The following is a 21,688-nucleotide window of genomic DNA, read 5'->3' as shown; positions in this document are numbered from 1 at the left end:
TTAAGCTTTGATCACGTTTGGGTGATTCGGGGAATATTTACCGCGGGTATCAACGATTAGTTTTGCGTTATTGATGATGAGTTCATAATTAAATTTGTCGTGATCGGTGGCTAAAATAACGCAGTCAAATTCTTTTAGGTTCTTTTCAGTGATAGGCTGGCTGATTAAGTTAAAATGGTGTTCACGCATTTTAGGGAATGCCGGGACGTGAGGATCGGAATATTCTACGTTGGCACCCAGTTCTTTTAATTTCTCCATGATATGTACCGAAGGGCTTTCTCGCATGTCATCGACATTCTTTTTATAGGCGATACCTAAAACTAAAATGTGGCTATTATTAATGGATTTATTCGCTTTATTCAGGGCTAAGACGGTTTTGGAAACAACATAGTCGGGCATGGATGAGTTGACTTCACCGGAGAGTTCAATAAAGCGGGTATTGATACCGTATTCTCTGGCTTTCCAGGTTAAATAGAAGGGATCAATGGGGATGCAGTGACCGCCTAATCCCGGGCCGGGGTAATAGGGGACAAAGCCGAAAGGTTTGGTTGCCGCAGCTTTAATCACTTCATGGATATCAATGCCCATTTTGTCGGCAACCAGTTTCATTTCGTTGACTAAACCAATGTTGACCGCCCGGTGTATGTTCTCAAGCAATTTAGTCATTTCGGCTGCTTTGGTTGAACTGACGGGAACCACCCGGTCAATGGCTTGTTGGTAAACGGCTATCCCGGCTTTTAAGCAGTTTTCAGTATGACCGCCAATGATTTTTGGGATGGTACGGGTTTCGAAATCAGGATTACCGGGATCTTCGCGCTCGGGTGAATAGACCAGGAAGAAGTCTTCTCCCACTTTTAACCCGTTTTCTTCTACCCGGGGTAATAATTCCTCTTCGGTGGTGCCGGGATAAGTGGTACTTTCCAGGGAGAGGAGTTGTCCGGCTCTTAAATAGGGTTTTATCATCTCGGTGGTATTAATCACGAAACTGATATCGGGTTCCCGGTATTTATTTAACGGCGTGGGGACGCAAAGAATAATCGCATCGCATTCGGTTATTTTTTCGAAATCTGTGGTAGCTTCAAAACCGGTATGGATGGCCTGATTAATTTTGGCTGCGGGAATATGTTCAATATAACTCTGGCCTTGATTTAATTTATCTGTTTTTGCTTTATCAATATCAAACCCAATAACTTTAAAGCCAATATCGTTATATCTCAGCATTAAAGGTAGACCAACATAGCCAAGACCAACAATGGCAATAATGGCGGTTTTATTATCAAATTTATCGGTGAGAATGTTTAGTGATGACATATTTTGCCTTTAATATTATGACCTGAAAATGAACTTGTGAAAATAAATAATATTTCGCAGTTTTTAATTAGGATGCTATTTATTTTCACAAGTGCTATTTGGCAGATGAAACTTTAACAGGCTATTTTTAAATAGTTTGCGTAAGGTCTATTGTTGAAATAATAAATAGTGAAATAATAATAAAGCTACCGCACTAGGTTATTGGTTCCCAGAAATCCATATAATTCTATAAATTCATTTAATGTTTTGATTTTTCAGTGTTTTTTTCTGCCGCTTGTCGTAGCAATAAGCAGGTAAAGATAAGGTTTATTAATGATTGTTAAAAAGAGTAAACTGTCAGCCCTTCTGGGTCAAGCCTGACAGAATACTTGTTTGATGAATTGATAGAATAAGGTTAGGCGATCTTGATATTTGTATTACCGCCCATGAAGCGGTAGCCAGATGACCAGACGTAAGCCGCCTAATGGGCTGTCTTCAGCACGTACCCAGCCGCGGTGCTGGCTAACGGCGGTTTCAACAATCGCCAGGCCAAGGCCTGTGCCGCCGGATTCCCGGTCGCGGGCTTCGTCTGTACGGTAGAAAGGACGGAATATGTGTTCGCGGTCTTCCGGGTTGACGCCTGGGCCATCATCATCAACGGTAATGGTGATCCCTTGATGATCAGCATGGAATGTGACCGCAATATGGTGGTGAGAGTAGCGTAAGGCATTACGCACGATATTTTCAAAAGCACTGCCAAGCGCTAATGGGTTGCAGTAAATGGTCCAGGAGCCCGGTGGTAAGGTTGCCTCAAGGGTTTTATCCATTTGTTCAGCTTCGAAGATGGCGTTATCAAGAATATCGTTCCATAAATCGGTGATTTTGATATTTTCCCGCAGGAGTTCGTTTTTATGCTGGCTGCGGGAGAGCACCAGCAGATCGTTAATCATGCCGTCCAGACGTTGGGCTTCTGTCTCGATTCTTTCCAATTCTTTGCTTTCACCGTGACGGCGGCGAAGTAATGCCGTTGCCAGTTGCAGACGGGTAAGAGGCGTACGCAGTTCATGGGAGATGTCGGAGATGAGCCGTTGTTGTGCTGTGACCATTCTCTCTAATACCCTGATCATTTGGTTAAAGCTGTTACCCGCCGCCAAAAACTCTTGTGGTCCAGCTTCCAATTCGGGATGCTGACGCAGATTACCTTTCGCAACGTCGTCTGCGGCATTTTTTAATTTACGGGCAGGTTTGGCTAAACTCCATGCCAGCCATAATAGTAATGGCGCACTGATTAACATGGTGGCCGTTAATAATAATAGTGGCCGGTCAAACATCAGGTTAATAAAGTCTGATTGCGGGCTGTTCGCCGGGCGAACTAAATAAAGTTGGTAATGATCTTCCCCATCCCGGATAGAAAATGGTCCTAACATCTCAGAACGGCCATATTTTTTCTTTTTCGGATGATCCGCGTTATCGGATTGGCCGATAAAGTTGCGGACAACTTGCATTTCGCTTCTCTGGGCACCAATAATCCGTCCTTCACTTGTCGCCAGTATTAGGCGTTGTCCTGGTGGCGCCCATTTTTCAATTGCGCGAAATAAACGGCGCCACCAAAGTAAATCATTAGCCGGATCTTGAGCTAATTCTGCTTCAATATGTTGTTCCAGCATGACGCCCTGCCGGTATTCATTTTCCAGCAGGGAGGTTAGTTGCCGGGAATCCAGTTTCGGCACCATTAAGACCAACATTAGGACTAATGCCAGGGTAAACCAGAAAATGGCGAAGATGCGTGCTGTTAGACTGTTTATCATGTTGGGGAAATCATTAAATATCCGCGGCCACGTAACGTTTTAAACCATTGCAGGCCATCTTCCCGTTCAGGTAATTTACGGCGCAGGTTGGAAATATGCATATCAATTGCCCGGTCAAACGGAGTCAGTCGTTTACCTAATACTTCCTGGCTCAGTTGTTCGCGGGAAACAACTTTGCCTAAGTGTTGAGCCAATAAATAGAGTAGGGTGAATTCAGTCCCGGTTAAATCTAATATTTGATTAGCAAAGCTGGCTTCCTGTCGGCCTGGGTTTAAGTGCAGTTTATCAACCTGAACGGGGGGAGGGCCGTTTTCTACCTGTTGCTGTTCACTCCAGTTTGAACGGCGCAGAATAGCGCGTATACGTGCTACCAATTCACGATCGTTAAATGGTTTGGCGAGATAGTCATCTGCCCCTAATTCCAGTCCCAGAACACGATCTAGATCGCTTCCCCGTGCTGTCAGCATAATCACCGGGGTTTGATGGTCTAGCCGGAGTTCTTTCAGCGTTGTAATGCCATTTTTACGCGGCATCATAATGTCGAGTAATAGCAGATCAATTGAATCGTTAAGGTATTTTAATGCCTGCTCTCCGTCATGAGCGATAACAACGTTAAATCCTTCCATTTCAAGTAATTCTTTTAATAGTGATGTCAGTTCTCGGTCATCATCAACTAATAGGATTTTATGCATTGATTACTTCCTCCAAGAGCAAAATACGATAACGAACTTTGCTATTCCACGACTTTACGTTCTTTTACAAGCTTTGACGCTAGTTTGCAGCCACGTAGGTATAGTTGTCTATAATTTGAATCGAATAGCATCGTTCGGGGAAACGAGGAGTTGTTTAATGCGTAACATAGCAGTGTCAGTTTTAGCGTCAATATTTGTTCTTGGTTCGACGGCATCTTTAGCTGAAACAGCAAGTATAGTACACGCTGCTACGATACCTGGTCATTGTGTACCTTGTGGTTATAAGAGTGAGGGCAACCATCATTACCGTAATAGTGAAATCGGTGATAACGACCATATGTTTAATGGTATTACTTTGACTGAGCAACAGCGTCAGCAAATGCGTGATTTGGTGGGGCAAAAACATCAACAGCGTTCATCAATGTCCATGAGTCGTGCAGAACGTGAAGAGATGCGTAAGCTGGTCACTGCGAAAGATTTTAATGAAGCGGCAGTAAAGGCTCAGGTTGAAAAGATGCTCAAATATAATGTTGAACGTCAGGTAGAAATGGCCCGTATTCATCATCAGATGTATCAGTTGCTGACTCCTGAGCAGCAGGTGCAATTGGAGCAACATCATCAGCAGCGTATGTCTCAGTTACCGAACTGATTTGTAATACCCATAGCAGTAAGCAGTAAATAGTAGCAAACGAAATTTTTCCTTGCCATAGACACCATCCCTGTCTTTCAGGCCCTTTTTAGGGCCTTTTTTTTCAGTCACTTACAACGCATTTCTTTGTAAAACAACAACATAAAAAAGTATGAGGGGGTTGGAAAGTATACGAAAGTTTTTGAGTGTGGACGCTTGGTGGACGTTCGCCACACTCTCTAGCTTTATTCTACTTCTATCCCACCCTTAAGAGGGTTTAATGTAATGGCATGTTGCAGATAGTCCGGGGCAAGGTGTGCATAGACCATTGTTTGGATTATGCTGGCGTGTCCTGATATCTGTTGTAATGCAATTATATTCCCTCCATTCATCATGAAGTGGCTGGCAAAAGTGAGCCTGAGGACATGAGTTGCTTGTCCTTTAGGTAAGTCGGGCTTTACTACATGTAAGATCTTACAGAAATTTATGTAGTCAACATTGAACAGCTTGCCCATTTTCTTTTTGCCGCGAATTTCTTTCTCTAATTTGTCAGAAATGGGAACGATGCGTTGATCTCCATTTTTGGTATTTAGAAAAATTACACGGCCTTTTAGTACCTGTTGAGCGGCCAGACTTTCCGCTTCCCCCCAGCGAGCGCCAGTGCTAAGGCAAAGTAAAGCCAGCTTTTTTTCCTCTTTATTTAGAGAATTAAGCAGTAGTTCTATCTCTGGTGTTGTGAGATAGGTCATAGCAACATTTTTCTCGCTTATTCCATCAGCCAGCCGTTTTCCCCGATGTTCCATGATGACTCTCTTTGTGAGGTGACCTATTGTGGGGTTGTTAAGCTGCCTCATTGTTTTGGTGAGATGTCGCTTCTCTATTGCTCCATTGTCTGTGTTTTGTCCGTAATATAGCCACCAAATATTGATGAAATCACTCAGTTGTGTCTTATCATTCGTGGTGGATGGTTCACTAAATAAAGCACGTTAATTCGGCAACAGTGGTCGTAGTGGTCTATGCTGTTGCGCCAGAGGTAATCCCCAGCTAGGTTGATATGCTCCTACCCCAGCGATAACAGATACTGCAATAGTGACTTATCGAGGGTATTTTCCTGTTCGGCCTTGATAAATGAAGATGGTTCAACCGTAAAGGTGGTCGTCGCCAACTGACGTGGAAAAAGCTGAATCTGATCCTGAAAATGATGGGTTATCCAACGAAATGGAAAACCCGATCAATATTCAGGGCTCGCTGAATATGTGTGGGGGTTCTGATCTGTTGGGAGCCGGATGCGGTAGTTCCGCACGTCCGGTTCTAAGGAGGGGTCCGTCCGGGTAACCGGCGGGTCTACTCAACTCAAGCCCCAATTAACAAACTTAAGAAGCGAAAAATGACGTCATTGTTTGACATCAAAATGGGACCAAAATAGAATGATATCATCAAATGACGTCAATGGGATGAAAGATGATTAAGGTTAAAGAGCTGAGTTCAAAGCACCGCAAGATCCTTGCGGATGTGCTGACCATCCCGCCGAAATCCGGCATAAAATGGGCTGATGTAGTCAGCCTGATTAACAAACTGGGGGGGGGGGGGAAGATCAAGAACGGCAACGGATCACGCCGGAAGTTTATCCTCATGGGCTCAGTCTATCAGACTCATCAACCTCATCCTGGTAACGTAATGGATAAAGGCGCAGTCAATGGCCTTCGTGAGTGGTTCGAAAATGTAATAGGAGTCGAACATGATTAAAAGCAACAACATTATGACTATCGACGGCCATCCCGCTTCTGTTACCTACGAAGCAGAAATTAGGGCCTTTCGCGGCAAATTTCTGGATGTCACCGGATATTGTGATTTCGTATCAAACAGTATTGACGGGCTTGAAAAAGAGGGACAAATCTCACTGGCTGAATATATAGAAACGTGCGAGGAAGAGGGAATTAACCCATTCAAGGAAGAGGGCAAGCTAAAATCTTTTACTCTTCGTTATCCTGGCTGGCTGGAAGCTCGCTTGACTGCGGTGACAATATCACACGCAGTCTCAAAGAACCAGTTCATAGTTCAGCTGCTTGAGCGGGAACTTCAATAAAATAGATAACGCCGGACAGTGACGAAACTTGTTTTTATTGCTGCTTGGGGTTGTTGGGGTCTACTCAACCACCCCAGCGATAACAGATACTGCAATAGTGACTTATGTTAATCATAAACTTAACCGTCAGTTATTAAAGATGTAGTTAATGTGGGCTATACTGGTCCCTACATTTGTTGGTTTTTTACTTTTGCTTAATGCTTTGAAGTGATCTGCGGTGTTTCGTCATTGTCGCCGTAGAGAACAATCTCTGACGTGTCGATTTCATCTTCCAGTTGGCGCAAGTCGTAGTTCGTCTGTAAGCGCATCCAAAACGCTGGAGTTACGCCGATGTTTTTAGCAAACTAGCGAACGCCAACCCCCCAAATCCTCCAGCATGTTGGATACCATAACGCCCGGATGAGAAACAATAGCTTGTCTCATTAGTGATAATCCTCCAAGTTTAAAGTATAAGCATCACCATTTTTAAATTCGAACATGATGTGCCAGTTATGTTCTGATAGTTAACAGCGATTTATGATTTTCATATCGAAGATCATCGTTATCATAAATCAGGCTGCAATTCAGACCTGCTAACTATAATTTCCCATAAGTAGCGTGGAAATTTTTAAGTGTGGACACTTTTGAGTGCTACGGTTGCTTAACAACGTAGCATCCGCCCGCTCAAAGAAGATGACGGGGGTGATTCATCTGTTGATGAAGGATACGCGCAATCAGAATATCGGTATCCCGGATAGTATAGAAAACCGTGTGGCGGTGAAACTCAACCCGCATTACACCTGGGACAAATGGGTATTCCCTCCCTATATGTGGCATCTCAGCTAGCGTGTCAAAAAATGCTTCCAGTGCCTCCGTATAATGGTCAGCTTGAGCTTCACTGAACTGCAAAAGTGTATAATCATAAATCCCAGCAAAATCTTCAGCAGCCTGATCCGTGAGCTTATACATTATGTCTGCGTTTCCGTTGTTCCGCTATATCCCGTAGGGTCAGCGAGCTTTCCCCACTTTCCAAGCCAGCAGTAACCGCCTTGCGTACAATCTCATCGTAAGTTTCTTGTTGCTCCAGCAAACGCAGAGCTGAACGCATAACTTCACTGGCATTTCCATAACGACCACTTTCAATCATGTGCTGTACGAACCTGTCAAGCTGTTCGCCCATACTGACAGTAGTAATTTTTCTCATATCTCACCAATGTATTAATAGTTAATACGTCAAGTATACGGCAGATCAGGCCGCATTACCAACGTTCTGCTTAGTCCTACCAACCCGATCAGTAATGTTATCTTCTTGATATTTTGGGCTGTTGCTGCCAAAAAACACTATATTTGCACTTTCTGCAACCCACGAAAACGGGTATAACGGTGTCTGTGATGTTGCTTCGCATCCGCAAAACTGCGCTCTATCACCTCCTTTCGTCGTTTGTAGATCTTTATTCCCCCATAGGGTTAATCGGTTTTCTCTGGCCTGTTCTTTACTGGTCTCCCAGATATGGCGGGTTATCATTTTTTTGTTTTCTTTGAAAACAACATTGTTGTTATAGGCTATTGTGCTAATGTGACAACACAAATGACAACATGTTTTGAGGCAATAGTGAACTAAGGAGGATGAATGGAGACGATTCATTTTCGTATTGATGAAGAAACCAAGCGTTTAGCCATGCAAACTGCCAAACGCCATCAGACAGACTTAACAAAGTTAATGAGACAAAAAGCCGAAGAGTTGGCGAATGAAGAACGTGAGTATCAAAAAAATACCCATGCTCACTGGTTAGAAGCGGAAATTGAGAAAGCAATTGACCGATGTGAAAACGGCTTGGCTCATTTTATTGATGATTCAGAAAGTCATCGCCGGATGGCTCTACTGCGTAATAAGTTGAGCAGGGGATAAAGTGATACGTATTTCATGGGAAGAAACCGCCCACACTGACCGGGAGCAAATTTATCTCTACTTCTTTGAACAGGCTGAGTTGTTATTGGCTGATGAAATTAATACAAAATTTTCGGAAATGGCTGAACTTTTGAAAGTTAGCCCATATGTAGGCATAAAGGCTCGTAACAGCCCAGATGAACGTTATAGAAAACTCATTGTCCCTCATTTTCCTTTCATCATGCTCTACCGTTACGATGAGGATATAGAAAATATAAAAATTCTCAGAATATTGCACACCTCCAGAAGAGTAACCGGGCTTTTTTAAGTTACTTACAACACATTTCTTTGTAAAACAGCAACATAAAAAAGTATGAGGGGGGCTGGAAAGTATACGAAAGTTTTTGAGTGTGGACGCTCTCTACGCCCTCTAGCTCAATTCCGCCATTAAGAGGATTTAATGTAATGGCGTGTTGCAGATAGTCCGGGGCAAGGTGTGCATAGACCATTTTGTTTGGATTATGCTGGCGTGCCCTAATAATGCAATTATATTCCCTCCATTCATCATGAGGTGGCTGGCAAAAGTGTGTCTGAGGACATGGGTTGCTTGCTCTTTAGGTCAGTTGGGCTTAGATGATGCTGATACCAAAATCTTTCCCTCCTCCCTCCGGCAGGTTTTTTTATTGTTGTTATTCTAACCAATCCTGTTTATCTTATTTCATTTAACTTAAGTGGATTTGATTGTTCATTTGTTTTTTGAAAGGGAAATGATATGTCTGGTAATGAGGTAAAAGATAGGCGTCCGATAAAAACACGTAATGCAATATGGGTCGGGAAAACGGCTAAATGGCTGCAATATAGAGGGGTGACACCAAATGGTATATCTGTTGCCAGTGTTGTTTTTGCTGTATTAGCTGGGTTGTGTTTTGCGGTTTGTTTTCTGATTAGACCTTTCTGGCTAACTTCAATTTTATTGATTACTGGGGCGCTACTTATTCAAGCCAGGCTAATGTGTAATTTATTGGATGGGATGGTTGCTGTTGAAGGGGGATTGAAGACGGCTGCTGGCGCGGTTTTTAATGATCTTCCAGATCGTATTGCGGATTCTTTTATTCTGATTGGATTGGGATATGGTTTAACACTTTTTCCATTTGCGATTTCTCTTGGCTGTATTGCTGCATTATTGGCTGTTTTGACAGCTTATATTCGTTTATTAGGTGGTACTTGTGGTTTACCTCAGCGTTTCCTTGGCCCCATGGCGAAACAGCACCGGATGGCATTAATTACGGTTGGTTCAATCGTCGCCGCTTTTTTATCTCAGTTATGGGGCCAGTATCTTTTGTTTGCGATATTAGTTGTTATTACATTAGGTTGTCTCTGGACATGTATTCGGCGAACCAGAGTCATATTGGCTGAGTTGCAAGAGAAGGATGCTTGTGATGAATAGAATGAATAGATCGCAAGAAGTGACTTTGGTAAGTAAAGGGATGGGCTCTTTTCTGTCCGGGCTTTGCCGTTTATTAACCGGGGTGAGTATTCGTTGGATTGGGTGTAAGCCATCGGTCGTTGCCCGGATTTATTATGCCAATCACACCAGCCATTTGGATGGATTAGTTATTTGGGCCGGATTTCCCCGGGTATTACGCTATCGAGTGCATCCGGTCGCTGCCCGTGATTATTGGAGTAAGACAGGTCTGCGCAGATATTTTATCAATAAAGTTTTTCGGGCTGTCCTGATTGATCGCAAAGGGGAGGATGGTTTAAAAGAAAATACGCTGATACCAATGGAGGATGTATTAAGGCGTGGGGAGTCTTTGATCTTGTTCCCAGAAGGGACGCGGGGAAGTGGCGAGCAAATCAATAAATTTAAAGGTGGTCTGTATTATTTAGCCAAGAAATACCCTGATGTTGAGCTTATTCCTGTCTATCTGGAGAATTTAAACCGGGTTTTGCCAAAAGGTTCGGCACTTGTTGTTCCGGTTATTTGTTCGGCGACATTTGGCCGGCCGTTGGAAAAATTAGGCGAACACGAGGAAAAAGCTGATTTTCTACAGCGAGCTCGCCTGGCATTGGAGGCGTTAATACTATGACTATGCTTAATAATAAATTGCTTTTGTTACTGGGTGGCATGTTTGTGCCGTTAATTGTTGCCAGTATTGTTGGGGCAATGTTGGCCTCTAAGCATTCAGGGGGAAGCCATCCGACAATTGAGAATCTGAATGCCCGCATCCGTGGTTGGTGGGGAATGTGCATTGTTTGTGTGTTGTCCGTCATTGTTGGGCCAATCGGTTCAGTTTTATTATTTGCAAGTATGTCATTTTTTGCTTTACGGGAATTTTTCACTTTGACACCAACACGACGAAGTGACCATGAGGCCATGTTCTGGTGTTTCTTTATTTTCATGCCATTGCAATATATTGCTGTTGGTATTCAGTGGTATGGCGTGTTTTCTATTTTCATTCCTGTTTATGTTTTCCTGTTTTTACCTGCCCGTATTGCTTTGGCTGGCGATACGACAAACTTTCTGGAGCGGACAGCTAAAATACAGTGGGGAATGTTAGTGGCTGTATTCTGTATTAGCCATGCGCCTGCTTTATTGATGTTGGATATTCCAGGCTATGAAGGGGAGAATGTCGAATTATTACTGTTTTTAATGATTGTGGTGCAGATGTCGGATGTTTTGCAGTATGTGTTTGGTAAATTGTTTGGTAAACATCCGATTGTGCCTAAGTTAAGCCCGAATAAAACCGTTGAAGGTTTTGCCGGCGGCATTTTGGCTTCCGTTTTATTGGGAATGTCACTTTACTGGGTAACGCCATTTTCTCCGTGGGAGGCGGGTTTGATGTCGTTGGCGATTACGTTGATGGGTTTTATCGGCGGTTTGTGTATGTCAGCGATAAAACGCGATAGTGGCATCAAAGATTTTGGTGAAATGATTGAAGGTCATGGCGGAATGTTAGACAGAATCGATTCTTTATGTTTTGCCGCCCCAGTATTTTTCCATCTGACACGTTATTTCTATACGTAGTGGAAAGATACCAGTGTAATGAATGAGGGTTATAGATGATTGATCAGTACTGTGGTGTAGGTTGCCACAGTGCTGGCCTCTTTTTTATTGCTGATAAGGCGTATTCCTGATCAGTGTGAGGAGTCGCGGAGTTATAATTAAATTATTTTCAGTTAAATTGATCTCAAAAAGGGATCCATTGTTAATGCAGACTTGGTTTTTTACCGTATTATATGCAAGGTTGAATCAATTCAGCATGATTGCCTCAGTGCGCTGGGCGATAACAGGTTAAAAAGGCAGATTTCTGTTTCAGGCAAAGTGATAGCATACGAAGTCCGCCGTTAGCGGGTTTGCAATTATTACATCTACAAGTTTAGAGGTCATCATGATCAACGAGATCAAAAGAATCGGTGTCTTAACGAGTGGCGGTGATGCGCCGGGTATGAATGCGGCTATTCGTGGTGTGGTTCGTGCAGGATTAACCGAAGGGTTAGAGGTTTTCGGTATTTATGATGGCTATCTTGGCTTGTATGAAAACCGCATGAAGAAACTTGACCGTTTCAGTGTATCCGACATGATTAACCGCGGTGGTACTTTTCTGGGTTCAGCTCGTTTCCCTGAGTTCAGGGATGAGAAAGTTCGTGCTATCGCTATTGAGAACATGAGAAAAATCGGTCTTGATGCATTAGTGGTTATTGGCGGTGATGGTTCTTATCTTGGGGCGAAGAAACTGACCGAAGCCGGTTTCCCATGTATCGGTTTGCCGGGGACCATTGATAATGATGTGGCGGGTACGGACTATACCATCGGCTATTTCACCGCGCTAGAAACGGTTGTTGAAGCCATTGACCGTCTGCGTGATACTTCAACTTCCCACAAACGTATTTCCATTGTTGAAGTGATGGGGCGTTATTGTGGTGATCTTACTCTGTCAGCCGCTATTGCAGGGGGGTGTGAGTTTATCGTTTTGCCTGAAGTCTCATTTAGTCGTAATGAACTGGTGGCTGAGATTAAAGCAGGTATTGATAAAGGTAAACGCCATGCGATCGTGGCGATTACCGAGCATGTTTGTGATGTCTATGAACTTGCGCGGCATATCGAAAAAGAGACTCATCATGAAACCCGTGCAACCGTCTTAGGCCATATTCAGCGTGGTGGCTCCCCAGTCGCTTACGACCGTATTCTGGCTTCCCGTATGGGGGCATATTCCATTCAATTGCTGTTGGAAGGTTATGGTGGCCGTTGTGTTGGTATCCAGAATGAGAAACTTGTTCATCATGACATCATTGATGCGGTGCAGAATATGAAACGTGTGTTTAAACAGGATTGGCTGGAAACTGCGAAAAAGCTGTATTGATCACGTCAATACAAGCAAATTTAAATCTGTTGCAGCCTCTCTGGAGGCTGTAATTACTTTTCAGTATATTCCTCTTGCATATAAGTAAATGTTTTTAATTATTTCTGAGTGATAACGCTTTCTGTCAGCCTTGAATTTCATAACAGTGAAAACAGTTTGTGGAGAGATTCAAATGAGAGTCAGATGGCATGTGGCATTGGCGTTACTGTTGATGACCGGTAGCAGTGTATGGGCAAAGAATCTTCAACTTCTTAATGTTTCCTATGATCCAACCAGAGAGTTATATCAACAATATAATCAAGCTTTCAGTGATTATTGGCAGCAGAAGACCGGGGATAAAGTGACAATCCGGCAATCTCATGGCGGTTCCGGTAAGCAGGCAACATCTGTTATTAATGGCCTTGAGGCGGATGTGGTGACACTGGCTCTGGCCTATGATGTGGATGCCATTGCCGAGCGTGGCCGGATAGATAAAGGATGGGTTAAGCGTTTACCCGATAATTCTGCGCCTTATACTTCAACAATTGTTTTTCTGGTGCGGAAAGGCAATCCAAAACAAATTAAAGACTGGCCGGATTTAATTCGTCCAGGTGTGGCTGTTGTGACACCAAATCCAAAAACATCAGGCGGCGCACGCTGGAATTATCTGGCTGCGTGGGGCTATGGGTTGGCGCATAACAATCAGGATCAGAATAAAGCCAAAGCGTTTGTTAAAGCGCTTTATCAGAATGTTGAAGTGCTGGATTCCGGCGCGCGAGGAGCGACCAATACTTTTGTTGAACGTGGGATCGGCGATGTCTTAATTGCCTGGGAGAATGAAGCTTTATTGGCTATCAATGAGCTTGATAAAGATAAATTCGAAATTGTGACACCCAGCGTTTCAATCCTTGCTGAACCGACAGTTTCTGTTGTTGATAAGGTAGTGGATAAACGTGGCAGTCGTCAGTTGGCAACGGAATACTTGCAATACCTTTACTCTCCTGTTGGGCAGGAGATAGCGGCTAAAAACTATTATCGCCCACGTGATAAAGCCATTGCCGATAAATACCGGGCCTTTTTCCCGGAATTGACGTTATTTACGGTCGATAAAGTATTTGATGGCTGGGGAAAAGCGCAAAAAGTGCATTTTGTGACTGGCGGTGTATTTGATGAGATTATTCAACGTCAGCAGTGAATAACCGCCGTAGGTGCACGGCGGACAATGATCACTAAAATTTGAATCAAGCTCTTTTCGCTGCTGCGGCGGCTTTTACGATAACAGCGAAAGCGTCAGCTTTCAGGGAAGCGCCGCCAACCAGTGCACCGTCAATATCCGGCTGGGTGAATAATTCAGCCGCGTTACCTGCGTTCACAGAACCACCGTACTGGATAATCACTTGCTCTGCGATTGCCGCGTCGCTCTTCGCAATGTGGTCACGAATAAATTTGTGCACAGCCTGAGCTTGCGCTGGGGTTGCTGATTTACCGGTACCAATCGCCCAAACGGGTTCGTAAGCGATTACCGCATCTTGGAAGGCTTCTACACCTAATGTGTTCAGAACAGCATCAATTTGTCTTGCGCATACGGTTTCAGTTTGGCCAGCTTCATTTTCCTGTTCAGTTTCACCGATACACAGAACCGGGATCAGGCCTTGTTCTTTAAGAACGGCAAATTTTTTCGCAATGAATTCGTCACTTTCTTTGTGGTAAGTACGGCGTTCAGAGTGGCCGATGATGATATATTCTGCGCCAATGTCTTTTAGCATTTCAGCGGAAGTTTCACCGGTAAATGCGCCAGACAGGTTGACGTCAACATCTTGTGCGCCCAGAGCCATGTGACTGCCAATCAGCGCTTGTTTAGCCTGAGAGAGATAAAGTGCTGGGGGCGCGATAGCGACTTCACAGCCAGCAATATGGTTCAGTTCTTTACGCAAGCCAGTAATAAGCTCATTGACCATATGGGTATTGCCATTCAATTTCCAGTTACCCATAACTAATGGATGTCGCATGTTTTTTCCTCCAACCAGAGAATTTTTAAGTAGTGGATTGAATGAAATTCATTCTTGGGATCAAGTCGTTAGATCAGTGGTCCACAGTATAGTGATCATTACAAACAATAGCTTTGCTTTTTATCACTAATTTTGATTAGTTTTCTGGTCCAGATAACGACAGCTTAATCGGTTCAATGGCAAAAGTAAGCGCTTTTTCGCGACTGTTTACCACAATATAGCGAATGGCACCGATGTTGTGGCGGTAAAATGGCAATTTTTTGCTGTTTTTCAGCAAATTATCAATATTTTCTTTGCCTTGCTCCGGTGAAAGGGTCGGGTTAAAGTGGCGCATTAACGCTATCATGTACTGCTCTGTCAGAATTTGATTTTTCTGAGTTTCTGTTTCATTTTCTGAGAGTAGTAATGTCAGTTGCAGACTTTTGATTTTTTCACTTCCCCGTTCCAATACCGCCGAGGAGTAAAGTTTCTCATTGATTTTGCTGGCTGCCCGTGTCAGTGGCAGATAAATGTCTTTGCCGGTAATGACCCGATACTCGTGTAGTGGCAATGCCGGGTTGCGGCGATTATATTTTTCACGAAACTGCGGAATGGTTTCATCAAAAGAGGGGGCATTTGGCAGAAGGTAGGCCGCTTGTACGATGGGGCCAGTTGTTTTGGATTTATCGGCATGGGTTACTAACGGTAAGCCCGCGCTGCTTGCCATTAACGTTATCGCCAGAAATTTATAAATGTCCATTTTCATGTTGCCGCTCGCTTGGGTTAAACTGCACCGAAAAATAGAATACACGATTGGAAAAGAATAGATGACATTACAACAATGGGGTTTTTCATTTAAAGGGCGAATTGGGCGACGGGAATTCTGGATTGGCATCGGTGTTTGTCTGGCCTTGATGTTTGTTATCTTGACTATTCAGGGAATGAGTTCTTTGACCATGCACTATGCTGTTTTTGCGCTGGTTTTGGTAATGTATCCCGCAGCGGCAATAATGGCGAAGCGTTTGCATGATCGCAATAAACGAGGAGGCTGGTCGCTGCTTTTATTGCTGGCATGGTTGCTGATTGCCGCTGATTGGGGTGGAATGGAACCCTTTTGGCAATGGGGGATTGGCCGTTTTATCCCCACATTAATCATCGTTATGATGGTGCTTGATTGCGGTGTATTCCGTGGCACGGATGGGCCAAACCAGTTTGGTAAGGGGGCAGAAAAAGTGGATTTTATTTCTGCCAAAGATGATTAAAATTACCAGTACTGTTCGCTGGTGATATGCCCTGGTTTGCGGCGCAGGTGTTTTGCCATTCCACGCTGCTCTTTTAGCCGTTGTTGGGTATCTTTCACCATTTGGGGATTACCGCATAGCATAATATGGCTGTTGTCGCTGTTCATCGGCAGCCCGACAGCCGCCTCAAGTTCGCCATTTTCAATCAATGCCGGAATACGGCCAGTCAATGAGCTAGGATTTTGCTCGCGGCTGACAATCGTCTGAATTCGTAATTTGCCATTGAAGCGCTGCACTAATTGTTCCATTAAGGGCAGGTAGCTTAAATCTTGTGTTAGCCTGACTGCATGCACTAATACGATGTTCTCGAATCTGTCCAGATAATCCCCTTGCTGAAGGATTGACAGATAAGGGCCAATGGCTGTCCCCGTTGAAAGCATCCATAATGTTTTGCAATCCGGTATTTCATCAAGAATAAAAAATCCGGCGGCTTGTTCTGTAACTAATAGGTCATCATCGGGTTGCAGTGCTGCTAATCGTGGGCTGAGTTTGCCTTCAGGAACCGTCACTAAATAGAATTCAAGATTATTATCTGTCGGCGCATTAACGTAAGAGTAGGCCCGCTGAACCCGTTCATCCTCTATTTCCAGCGCCAGTTTAGCGAATTGACCCGCGGTAAACTCTTCAACCGGTGCATGCATCCTGATGCTGAATAAGGTATCCGTCCAGTGAATCACTTGTGTGACTTTTCCTGTAATCCAGTTTGCCATTGGGATTAATCTCCTATCTTGAAACCCCGGAACAGTTTGTTTTTATGCCGTGATTTTAGTCTATCGATATAAATACCATTATCGATTCTGTGTCATAGGGAAATGAATCTGTTTTTCTTAATTGCTGGTTTGAATAGTTGAGGTTATCTTAATGGCTGATAAGAATTTCAGTAGAAAATTCAGAAAACTAACAGTTTGCCATGCTATAGATTTTATCTATAAATGTAGAGATAAATTATCAAAGGAATATTCTGATCCTATCTACGAGATAATAAAAAGTTTGTCGAAATTAGGCTTTACGTTAGATCTTAATGTTCGATTCAGTTTTAAAAGAAAATTTCTGAAAATAGGAAAGAAATAGAATTTCAAAGGGTGGAATTTTCCACCCTTTCTTTATTTTGCTATCAGCAAATCTTAGCTTTTATCTTCCCAGACTTGCGCGCGGGCAACCGCTTTTTTCCAGCCATTGTATTTGTAATTACGCTCGGTGGTTTCAATACCCGGACGGAATTCTTTCTCAATGGTGGCTTTGCTTTTCACTTCATCCAGATCTTGCCAGTAGCCTACAGCCAATCCTGCGAGGAATGCGGCTCCTAATGCCGTGCTTTCACGCACTATAGGGCGTTCTACGCGGGTACCTAGGATATCTGACTGGAATTGCATCAGGAAGTTATTAGCAACGGCACCTCCGTCTACACGCAGGGCTTGCAATCGGGTACCTGCATCCGCTTGCATGGCATCCAGTACATCACGAGTCTGATAGGCAATGGATTCCAGTGTTGCACGGATAATGTGATTGCTGTTTGTACCACGGGTCAGGCCGAAAATGGCACCACGGGCGTAAGGGTCCCAGTAGGGCGCGCCAAGACCGGTAAAAGCGGGAACCACATAGACGCCGTTGCTGTTTTTAACTTTGGTGGCAAAGTATTCGGAGTCAGCCGCATCGGCAATAAGTTTCAGCTCATCACGCAGCCACTGAATAGAGGCACCACCAACGAAAACCGCACCTTCAAGCGCATAGTTCACTTCGCCGCGGGGACCACAGGCAATGGTTGTCAGCAAGCCGTGGTTGGAGCGCACGGCATCTGTCCCCGTGTTCATCAGCAGGAAACAGCCTGTTCCGTAGGTGTTTTTCGCCATACCGGGTTGGACACAAAGCTGACCATACAGTGCTGCCTGTTGGTCACCGGCAATGCCGGCGATGGGGATCCGGGTGCCGCCTTTACCGCCAATGTTGGTCTGACCATAAATCTCAGAAGATGAATGAACAGTGGGTAACATGGCTCGTGGGATTTGTAACTCATCAAGAATATGTTGATCCCACTCCAGATTGTGAATATTGAACAGCATCGTACGGGACGCGTTGGTGTAGTCGGTAACGTGGACACGGCCTTGGGTCATTTTCCATACCAGCCAGGTGTCTACAGTACCAAACAGTAGCTCGCCTTTTTCTGCCCGCTCACGGGCACCTTCAACATGATCCAGAATCCATTTTGCTTTGGTGCCAGAGAAGTAAGGGTCCACGACCAATCCTGTGTTCTGGCGAATATATTCTTCCAGACCTTCTTTTTGTTTCAGTTTGGTACAGGCATCTGCGGTACGACGACATTGCCAAACAATGGCATTGTAGATGGGTTTACCGGTTTCCTTTTCCCAAATAATTGTTGTTTCACGTTGGTTGGTAATGCCAATGCCGGCAATCTGATCAGAACTAATATCCGCTTTTGCTAGTACTTCTACCAGCGTTGAGCTTTGGGTTGCCCAAATTTCCATGGGATCATGTTCGACCCAGCCCGGTTTAGGATAAATTTGAGTAAATTCTCTTTGGGAAATAGAGATAATATTGGCATCGTGATCAAGAATGACTGCCCGGGAACTGGTCGTTCCCTGATCAAGAGCGACAATATATTTTTTCTCAATCATATTTTTTGTTGTCATGATAATAACCTGTTTTGGTAATGCTCTACTTTAGGCTTTCTTTATTGTTTTGGTCTTTAGTCTTGTTGGCATCAGATGGTAAATGGCGGCCAATAAGTTTGCGGTAGCCGAATGCTCCTATAATACCGCCGATAATCGGTGCGGTCAGAGTAACCAGACAGTAAGGGATTTCACGTCCACCAGTCAGGGCGATATCTCCCCAACCTGCCAGATAAGCAACGAGTTTAGGACCAAAGTCACGGGCTGGGTTCAGGGCGAAGCCGGTTAATGGGCCAAAGGCACCACCAATAACGGCAATCAGAATACCAATCAATAACGGAGCCAGAGGCCCGCGCGGAACACCGTTACCATCGTCAGTCAGTGACAGAATCAGACACAGTAGCGCTGCGGCAATGATGGCTTCTACCATAAATGCTTGAGAAATAGATAGTGATGCCATCGGGTAAGTGGAGAATACACCTGCTGTAAACAGGCTTTCAGGGGTACCGCGAACGATATTATGGACTTGCTCGTAATCAAGGAATACGCTGTAGTACATCATATAGATGATAGCGGCAGCGATAAAACCACCGATCATTTGGGCAATAATAAAAGGAACGACTTTTTTGCCCTCGAAACGGGCAAACAGCCATAAGGCAATTGTCACCGCCGGGTTAAGGTGACCACCGGAAACACCTGCGGTGAGATAAACTGCCAGTGCGACACCCATCCCCCAAATAATACTGATTTCCCACAAGCCCAGTTGTGCGCCAGCAATACGGGCAGCGGCAACACAACCTACGCCAAAGAAAACCAATAGTGCGGTACCAAGAAACTCAGCGATACATTGTCCGGTTAATGTCGTGCTAGTGGTTTGGCTCATATGTTCTATCCTACGAAGAAGATTTTAGAGTGGTAATTATTTTCGCCTTTCAGCATTGAAAGGAAGGTGTTGTAAATTTATCGTTAATGAGCGGAAACGAGAAATAGCGAAATTGAAATGTGTGTGTTGTGTCAACAAAATGAGCAATTCCGCATTTTTCTGGCGTTTTGCTAAAAATTAAAGTGTGAGGCACTTTGTAGTTTTTATTTGATAGTTATTTTTCAAGTGTTGGGGATGTTGCTAGACAGGGGCGCTTCGGCTACATACAATCAGACGATTGCTTATAAGGGGGAACCGAGAATGTCATTTGAAGTTTTTGAAAAGCTGGAAGCCAAGGTTCAGCAGGCGATTGATACTATTACCCTGCTACAAATGGAAATTGAAGAATTAAAAGAAAAAAATAAGTCTTTGTCTCAGGAGATTGAAACCGCAGCCAGCAGCCGCGAGTCTCTGGTTCATGAGAATGAGCAATTACAACAAGAGCAGCAAGTATGGCAGGAGCGTTTGCGTGCCTTGTTAGGCAAAATGGAAGATGTCCAGTAATTACACATTGCCGGCAGACAAAAAAGGGCGATCCAAAAAATCGCCCTTGGTTTTATTACGCTGTCGTTAGATGATCTCTTCATCTTCGCTGTCATCAAGTGCCAATGGCTCTTCGGATAGAATGATACCCGTATTGTCAGCATACAGATAATCGCCAGAGAAGAAGGTTACACTACCGAAATTTACCCGGATATCGCTTGCACCGGTTCCTTCATCACGACAACCGGCAGGGATGGCCGCTATAGCCTGAATACCAAGGTCGAGCTCTGCCAATTGGTCAACCTGACGTACTGCACCGTAAATGACGATGCCTTCCCATCCATTTTGCACAGCGAGTTGTGCCAGTTCTGCGTCAATCAATGCCTGACGTACAGAACCACCACCATCTATCAGTAAAATACGGCCGTGACCGTTGTCTTCAAGTAGGTCGTAAATTAACCCGTTGTCTTCAAAACATTTGACTGTGATGATTTGACCACCAAATGAAGTACGCCCACCAAAATTGGAGAACATAGGCTCTACCACATTTACTTCTTCTTGATAGATGTCACAAAGCTCGGAAGTATCATATTTCATAGGATTTACGTCTGGTTAAGGTATGGAACAGTCAGTATATCCCTTTCAGGCTGATGTTAGCAAAATCATCAATAATTAAGAACAAGCCCAGCCGAAAACAGAATGTTAGTCAGCAATGCCGCTTTAACCATGTGTTCCAGCATTGGGCGCATGCCTTCTGGTGTGGGTTCATTAAGCACATGCCACATGTGTTTGATTAACAAAGGTAATGCGAGCAGGAACAGCCAACCGGACCAGCCTGGCAGGTTTTGTATGGTAAACAAGACCAAACAGAGGATTGCTCCGATGATGAGGCAGGCATGGTAGTAGCGGGCTTTTTGGGGGCCGAGGCGGACAGCAAGGGTGTTTTTGCCATTCCGTTTGTCATCTTCAATATCACGCAAATTGTTAATATTTAAAACAGCAGCGGAAAGAAGACCACAGGCGGTGGCTGGCAGCATAACAATTGAGTTAAAAAAACCCGCTTGAAGGTAATAAGCCCCGGCAACACTTAACCAGCCAAAGAATATCAATACGGAAATATCGCCAAGTCCTATATAGCCATAGGGTTTTGTGCCGACGGTATAGGTAATTGCGGCAACAATTGCCAGCAGACCAAGGACCAGAAAACCGAATATGTCCCTGGGTTTTTCACAGGCAACGGCAATAAGGGCAATGCCGGACAGGCAAGCCAACAGCACCGTAATCTTTAGCGCTTTTTTCATCTGTGAGGCGGTGATAACGCCTTTTTGCATACCGCGTAGTGGCCCGATACGTTTTTCAGTATCACTTCCTTTGATAACATCGCCGTAATCATTGGCAAGATTGGACAGGATTTGTAATATCGCTGCTGTTAACAGAGCCAGTAAGGCGACAGGCAGCTTGAAATGTCCTGTCCAGACAGCAAGGGCGGAGCCGGTAATAATGGCTGCGAGGGCGAGTGGTAGCGTTTTAGGGCGTAAACTCTCCAGCCATGCTTGAGTTTGACTGACGGAAGTTGGTGAGTTCATTTCTACGTTAACTTACTCCTTCAAATATTATAAAAAATAAATGGGAGGCAAGCCTCCCATCAATAAT

At 44.2% G+C, this 21,688-nt stretch carries 25 protein-coding genes and 2 pseudogenes; 12 read left to right on the top strand and 15 right to left on the bottom strand.

The genetic code is table 11. The features are described 5' to 3' along the window. The 3 genes from C5471_RS07515 to cpxR all read right to left on the bottom strand — a co-directional run bounded on the left by C5471_RS07515 (window position 1) and on the right by cpxR (window position 3,790). Entirely contained in the window at window positions 1-1,311 is a 1,311-nt protein-coding gene (locus tag C5471_RS07515) for a nucleotide sugar dehydrogenase (RefSeq protein WP_133814017.1), read from the bottom strand. A 416-nt stretch (window positions 1,312-1,727) separates the two neighbouring features. Next, window positions 1,728-3,098: an envelope stress sensor histidine kinase CpxA gene (gene cpxA, locus C5471_RS07510; RefSeq protein WP_133814016.1), complete on the bottom strand. Its 1,371-nt coding sequence runs from the start codon at window positions 3,096-3,098 to the stop codon at window positions 1,728-1,730. Continuing rightward, the gene (gene cpxR / locus C5471_RS07505) at window positions 3,095-3,790 is read right to left on the bottom strand and encodes an envelope stress response regulator transcription factor CpxR (RefSeq protein WP_133814015.1); all 696 of its coding nucleotides are present in this window, start codon (window positions 3,788-3,790) and stop codon (window positions 3,095-3,097) included. The genes cpxA and cpxR overlap by 4 nt, the downstream gene beginning before the upstream one ends. 157 nt (window positions 3,791-3,947) lie before the next feature. Between cpxR and cpxP the strand changes: the two genes are divergently transcribed. Beyond that, on the top strand, window positions 3,948-4,439 hold the full coding sequence (gene cpxP, locus C5471_RS07500) for a cell-envelope stress modulator CpxP (protein WP_133814014.1): 492 nt from the start codon (window positions 3,948-3,950) through the stop codon (window positions 4,437-4,439). A 224-nt stretch (window positions 4,440-4,663) separates the two neighbouring features. Here cpxP and C5471_RS07495 read toward each other — a convergent pair whose 3' ends face one another. After that, the gene (locus C5471_RS07495; RefSeq protein ID WP_133814013.1) at window positions 4,664-5,359 is read right to left on the bottom strand and encodes a phage integrase; all 696 of its coding nucleotides are present in this window, start codon (window positions 5,357-5,359) and stop codon (window positions 4,664-4,666) included. Window positions 5,360-5,879: 520 nt separating this feature from the next. Between C5471_RS07495 and C5471_RS07490 the strand changes: the two genes are divergently transcribed. Further along, the gene (locus C5471_RS07490) at window positions 5,880-6,164 is read left to right on the top strand and encodes a toxin HicA (RefSeq protein WP_133814012.1); all 285 of its coding nucleotides are present in this window, start codon (window positions 5,880-5,882) and stop codon (window positions 6,162-6,164) included. Continuing rightward, window positions 6,157-6,504: a type II toxin-antitoxin system HicB family antitoxin gene (locus tag C5471_RS07485; RefSeq protein WP_065388623.1), complete on the top strand. Its 348-nt coding sequence runs from the start codon at window positions 6,157-6,159 to the stop codon at window positions 6,502-6,504. Before C5471_RS07490 ends, C5471_RS07485 begins: the two co-directional genes overlap by 8 nt. A 663-nt stretch (window positions 6,505-7,167) precedes the next feature. Here C5471_RS07485 and C5471_RS07475 read toward each other — a convergent pair. From C5471_RS07475 to C5471_RS07465, 3 genes and pseudogenes are all read right to left on the bottom strand, one after another. After that, complete coding sequence (locus C5471_RS07475) at window positions 7,168-7,452, bottom strand: type II toxin-antitoxin system RelE/ParE family toxin (RefSeq protein WP_133814011.1); 285 nt, start codon at window positions 7,450-7,452, stop codon at window positions 7,168-7,170. Beyond that, complete coding sequence (locus C5471_RS07470) at window positions 7,445-7,687, bottom strand: type II toxin-antitoxin system ParD family antitoxin (protein ID WP_133814010.1); 243 nt, start codon at window positions 7,685-7,687, stop codon at window positions 7,445-7,447. The genes C5471_RS07475 and C5471_RS07470 overlap by 8 nt, the downstream gene beginning before the upstream one ends. 29 nt (window positions 7,688-7,716) lie before the next feature. Then, window positions 7,717-8,011, bottom strand: a pseudogene (locus C5471_RS07465) (transposase); the annotation flags it as partial. A gap of 102 nt (window positions 8,012-8,113) precedes the next feature. Between C5471_RS07465 and C5471_RS07460 the strand changes: the two are divergent. Together C5471_RS07460 and C5471_RS07455 are read left to right on the top strand one after the other, a co-directional pair. After that, window positions 8,114-8,392, top strand: a complete 279-nt coding sequence (locus tag C5471_RS07460; protein WP_133814009.1) for a damage-inducible protein J — start codon at window positions 8,114-8,116, stop codon at window positions 8,390-8,392. Window position 8,393: 1 nt separating this feature from the next. Then, window positions 8,394-8,699 carry a type II toxin-antitoxin system RelE/ParE family toxin gene (locus C5471_RS07455; RefSeq protein ID WP_133814008.1) on the top strand — a complete coding sequence of 102 codons (306 nt, stop codon included), beginning with the start codon at window positions 8,394-8,396 and terminating at the stop codon, window positions 8,697-8,699. 103 nt (window positions 8,700-8,802) lie between these two features. Here C5471_RS07455 and C5471_RS23915 read toward each other — a convergent pair. Beyond that, window positions 8,803-8,990: pseudogene (locus tag C5471_RS23915) on the bottom strand (tyrosine-type recombinase/integrase); the annotation flags it as partial. Window positions 8,991-9,143: 153 nt separating this feature from the next. On the opposite strand from C5471_RS23915, the gene C5471_RS07450 reads away from it, so the two are divergent. The 5 genes from C5471_RS07450 to C5471_RS07430 all read left to right on the top strand — a co-directional run bounded on the left by C5471_RS07450 (window position 9,144) and on the right by C5471_RS07430 (window position 13,909). Next, the gene (locus C5471_RS07450) at window positions 9,144-9,818 is read left to right on the top strand and encodes a CDP-alcohol phosphatidyltransferase family protein (RefSeq protein ID WP_133814007.1); all 675 of its coding nucleotides are present in this window, start codon (window positions 9,144-9,146) and stop codon (window positions 9,816-9,818) included. A 1-nt stretch (window position 9,819) separates the two neighbouring features. Then, window positions 9,820-10,461 carry a lysophospholipid acyltransferase family protein gene (locus C5471_RS07445; protein ID WP_133814262.1) on the top strand — a complete coding sequence of 214 codons (642 nt, stop codon included), beginning with the start codon at window positions 9,820-9,822 and terminating at the stop codon, window positions 10,459-10,461. After that, complete coding sequence (locus tag C5471_RS07440; RefSeq protein WP_133814006.1) at window positions 10,458-11,399, top strand: phosphatidate cytidylyltransferase; 942 nt, start codon at window positions 10,458-10,460, stop codon at window positions 11,397-11,399. The genes C5471_RS07445 and C5471_RS07440 overlap by 4 nt, the downstream gene beginning before the upstream one ends. Window positions 11,400-11,763: 364 nt before the next feature. Continuing rightward, on the top strand, window positions 11,764-12,735 hold the full coding sequence (gene pfkA, locus C5471_RS07435; RefSeq protein ID WP_133814005.1) for a 6-phosphofructokinase: 972 nt from the start codon (window positions 11,764-11,766) through the stop codon (window positions 12,733-12,735). Between the two features lie 172 nt (window positions 12,736-12,907). Further along, a complete protein-coding gene (locus tag C5471_RS07430) occupies window positions 12,908-13,909 on the top strand; it encodes a sulfate ABC transporter substrate-binding protein (RefSeq protein WP_133814004.1) in 1,002 nt (333 codons plus the stop codon). Window positions 13,910-13,955: 46 nt separating this feature from the next. Here the strand turns inward: C5471_RS07430 and tpiA are convergent, their stop codons facing one another. Both tpiA and C5471_RS07420 read right to left on the bottom strand, forming a co-directional pair. After that, window positions 13,956-14,723 (bottom strand): triose-phosphate isomerase, encoded by a 768-nt coding sequence (tpiA, locus tag C5471_RS07425; protein ID WP_133814003.1) that lies wholly within the window; start codon window positions 14,721-14,723, stop codon window positions 13,956-13,958. 136 nt (window positions 14,724-14,859) lie between these two features. Next, complete coding sequence (locus C5471_RS07420) at window positions 14,860-15,462, bottom strand: DUF1454 family protein (RefSeq protein WP_133814002.1); 603 nt, start codon at window positions 15,460-15,462, stop codon at window positions 14,860-14,862. A 67-nt stretch (window positions 15,463-15,529) separates the two neighbouring features. Here C5471_RS07420 and C5471_RS07415 point away from each other — a divergent pair, with 67 nt between their 5' ends. Beyond that, window positions 15,530-15,964: a DUF805 domain-containing protein gene (locus C5471_RS07415; RefSeq protein ID WP_133814001.1), complete on the top strand. Its 435-nt coding sequence runs from the start codon at window positions 15,530-15,532 to the stop codon at window positions 15,962-15,964. A gap of 2 nt (window positions 15,965-15,966) precedes the next feature. Here C5471_RS07415 and fpr read toward each other — a convergent pair whose 3' ends face one another. From fpr to C5471_RS07400, 3 genes are all read right to left on the bottom strand, one after another. Beyond that, on the bottom strand, window positions 15,967-16,713 hold the full coding sequence (gene fpr / locus C5471_RS07410) for a ferredoxin--NADP(+) reductase (RefSeq protein ID WP_133814000.1): 747 nt from the start codon (window positions 16,711-16,713) through the stop codon (window positions 15,967-15,969). Between the two features lie 414 nt (window positions 16,714-17,127). After that, entirely contained in the window at window positions 17,128-18,651 is a 1,524-nt protein-coding gene (gene glpK, locus C5471_RS07405; RefSeq protein ID WP_133813999.1) for a glycerol kinase GlpK, read from the bottom strand. A 25-nt stretch (window positions 18,652-18,676) separates the two neighbouring features. Then, window positions 18,677-19,513 carry an MIP/aquaporin family protein gene (locus C5471_RS07400; RefSeq protein ID WP_133813998.1) on the bottom strand — a complete coding sequence of 279 codons (837 nt, stop codon included), beginning with the start codon at window positions 19,511-19,513 and terminating at the stop codon, window positions 18,677-18,679. Between the two features lie 300 nt (window positions 19,514-19,813). On the opposite strand from C5471_RS07400, the gene zapB reads away from it, so the two are divergent. After that, window positions 19,814-20,056, top strand: coding sequence for a cell division protein ZapB (zapB, locus tag C5471_RS07395; RefSeq protein ID WP_133813997.1), 243 nt, complete (start codon window positions 19,814-19,816; stop codon window positions 20,054-20,056). 66 nt (window positions 20,057-20,122) lie between these two features. Here zapB and rraA read toward each other — a convergent pair whose 3' ends face one another. Together rraA and C5471_RS07385 are read right to left on the bottom strand one after the other, a co-directional pair. After that, window positions 20,123-20,632 (bottom strand): ribonuclease E activity regulator RraA, encoded by a 510-nt coding sequence (gene rraA, locus C5471_RS07390; protein WP_133813996.1) that lies wholly within the window; start codon window positions 20,630-20,632, stop codon window positions 20,123-20,125. Between the two features lie 68 nt (window positions 20,633-20,700). Then, window positions 20,701-21,621, bottom strand: a complete 921-nt coding sequence (locus C5471_RS07385) for a 1,4-dihydroxy-2-naphthoate polyprenyltransferase (RefSeq protein ID WP_133813995.1) — start codon at window positions 21,619-21,621, stop codon at window positions 20,701-20,703. Window positions 21,622-21,688 lie beyond the last annotated feature (67 nt).

The sequence above is a fragment of the Photorhabdus tasmaniensis genome, from assembly GCF_011189505.1.
GTDB lineage: Bacteria > Pseudomonadota > Gammaproteobacteria > Enterobacterales > Enterobacteriaceae > Photorhabdus > Photorhabdus tasmaniensis.
This window is presented reverse-complemented; position numbering and strand designations above follow the sequence as displayed.

Coding starts and splice junctions, on each gene's coding strand:
- C5471_RS07515 (WP_133814017.1), bottom strand. CDS start 1,311: ATGTCATCACTAAACATTCTCACCGATAAATTTGATAATAAAACCGCC.
- cpxA (WP_133814016.1), bottom strand. CDS start 3,098: ATGATAAACAGTCTAACAGCACGCATCTTCGCCATTTTCTGGTTTACC.
- cpxR (WP_133814015.1), bottom strand. CDS start 3,790: ATGCATAAAATCCTATTAGTTGATGATGACCGAGAACTGACATCACTA.
- cpxP (WP_133814014.1), top strand. CDS start 3,948: ATGCGTAACATAGCAGTGTCAGTTTTAGCGTCAATATTTGTTCTTGGT.
- C5471_RS07490 (WP_133814012.1), top strand. CDS start 5,880: ATGATTAAGGTTAAAGAGCTGAGTTCAAAGCACCGCAAGATCCTTGCG.
- C5471_RS07485 (WP_065388623.1), top strand. CDS start 6,157: ATGATTAAAAGCAACAACATTATGACTATCGACGGCCATCCCGCTTCT.
- C5471_RS07475 (WP_133814011.1), bottom strand. CDS start 7,452: ATGTATAAGCTCACGGATCAGGCTGCTGAAGATTTTGCTGGGATTTAT.
- C5471_RS07470 (WP_133814010.1), bottom strand. CDS start 7,687: ATGAGAAAAATTACTACTGTCAGTATGGGCGAACAGCTTGACAGGTTC.
- C5471_RS07460 (WP_133814009.1), top strand. CDS start 8,114: ATGGAGACGATTCATTTTCGTATTGATGAAGAAACCAAGCGTTTAGCC.
- C5471_RS07450 (WP_133814007.1), top strand. CDS start 9,144: ATGTCTGGTAATGAGGTAAAAGATAGGCGTCCGATAAAAACACGTAAT.
- C5471_RS07445 (WP_133814262.1), top strand. CDS start 9,820: ATGAATAGATCGCAAGAAGTGACTTTGGTAAGTAAAGGGATGGGCTCT.
- C5471_RS07440 (WP_133814006.1), top strand. CDS start 10,458: ATGACTATGCTTAATAATAAATTGCTTTTGTTACTGGGTGGCATGTTT.
- pfkA (WP_133814005.1), top strand. CDS start 11,764: ATGATCAACGAGATCAAAAGAATCGGTGTCTTAACGAGTGGCGGTGAT.
- C5471_RS07430 (WP_133814004.1), top strand. CDS start 12,908: ATGAGAGTCAGATGGCATGTGGCATTGGCGTTACTGTTGATGACCGGT.
- tpiA (WP_133814003.1), bottom strand. CDS start 14,723: ATGCGACATCCATTAGTTATGGGTAACTGGAAATTGAATGGCAATACC.
- C5471_RS07420 (WP_133814002.1), bottom strand. CDS start 15,462: ATGGACATTTATAAATTTCTGGCGATAACGTTAATGGCAAGCAGCGCG.
- C5471_RS07415 (WP_133814001.1), top strand. CDS start 15,530: ATGACATTACAACAATGGGGTTTTTCATTTAAAGGGCGAATTGGGCGA.
- fpr (WP_133814000.1), bottom strand. CDS start 16,713: ATGGCAAACTGGATTACAGGAAAAGTCACACAAGTGATTCACTGGACG.
- glpK (WP_133813999.1), bottom strand. CDS start 18,651: ATGACAACAAAAAATATGATTGAGAAAAAATATATTGTCGCTCTTGAT.
- C5471_RS07400 (WP_133813998.1), bottom strand. CDS start 19,513: ATGAGCCAAACCACTAGCACGACATTAACCGGACAATGTATCGCTGAG.
- zapB (WP_133813997.1), top strand. CDS start 19,814: ATGTCATTTGAAGTTTTTGAAAAGCTGGAAGCCAAGGTTCAGCAGGCG.
- rraA (WP_133813996.1), bottom strand. CDS start 20,632: ATGAAATATGATACTTCCGAGCTTTGTGACATCTATCAAGAAGAAGTA.
- C5471_RS07385 (WP_133813995.1), bottom strand. CDS start 21,621: ATGAACTCACCAACTTCCGTCAGTCAAACTCAAGCATGGCTGGAGAGT.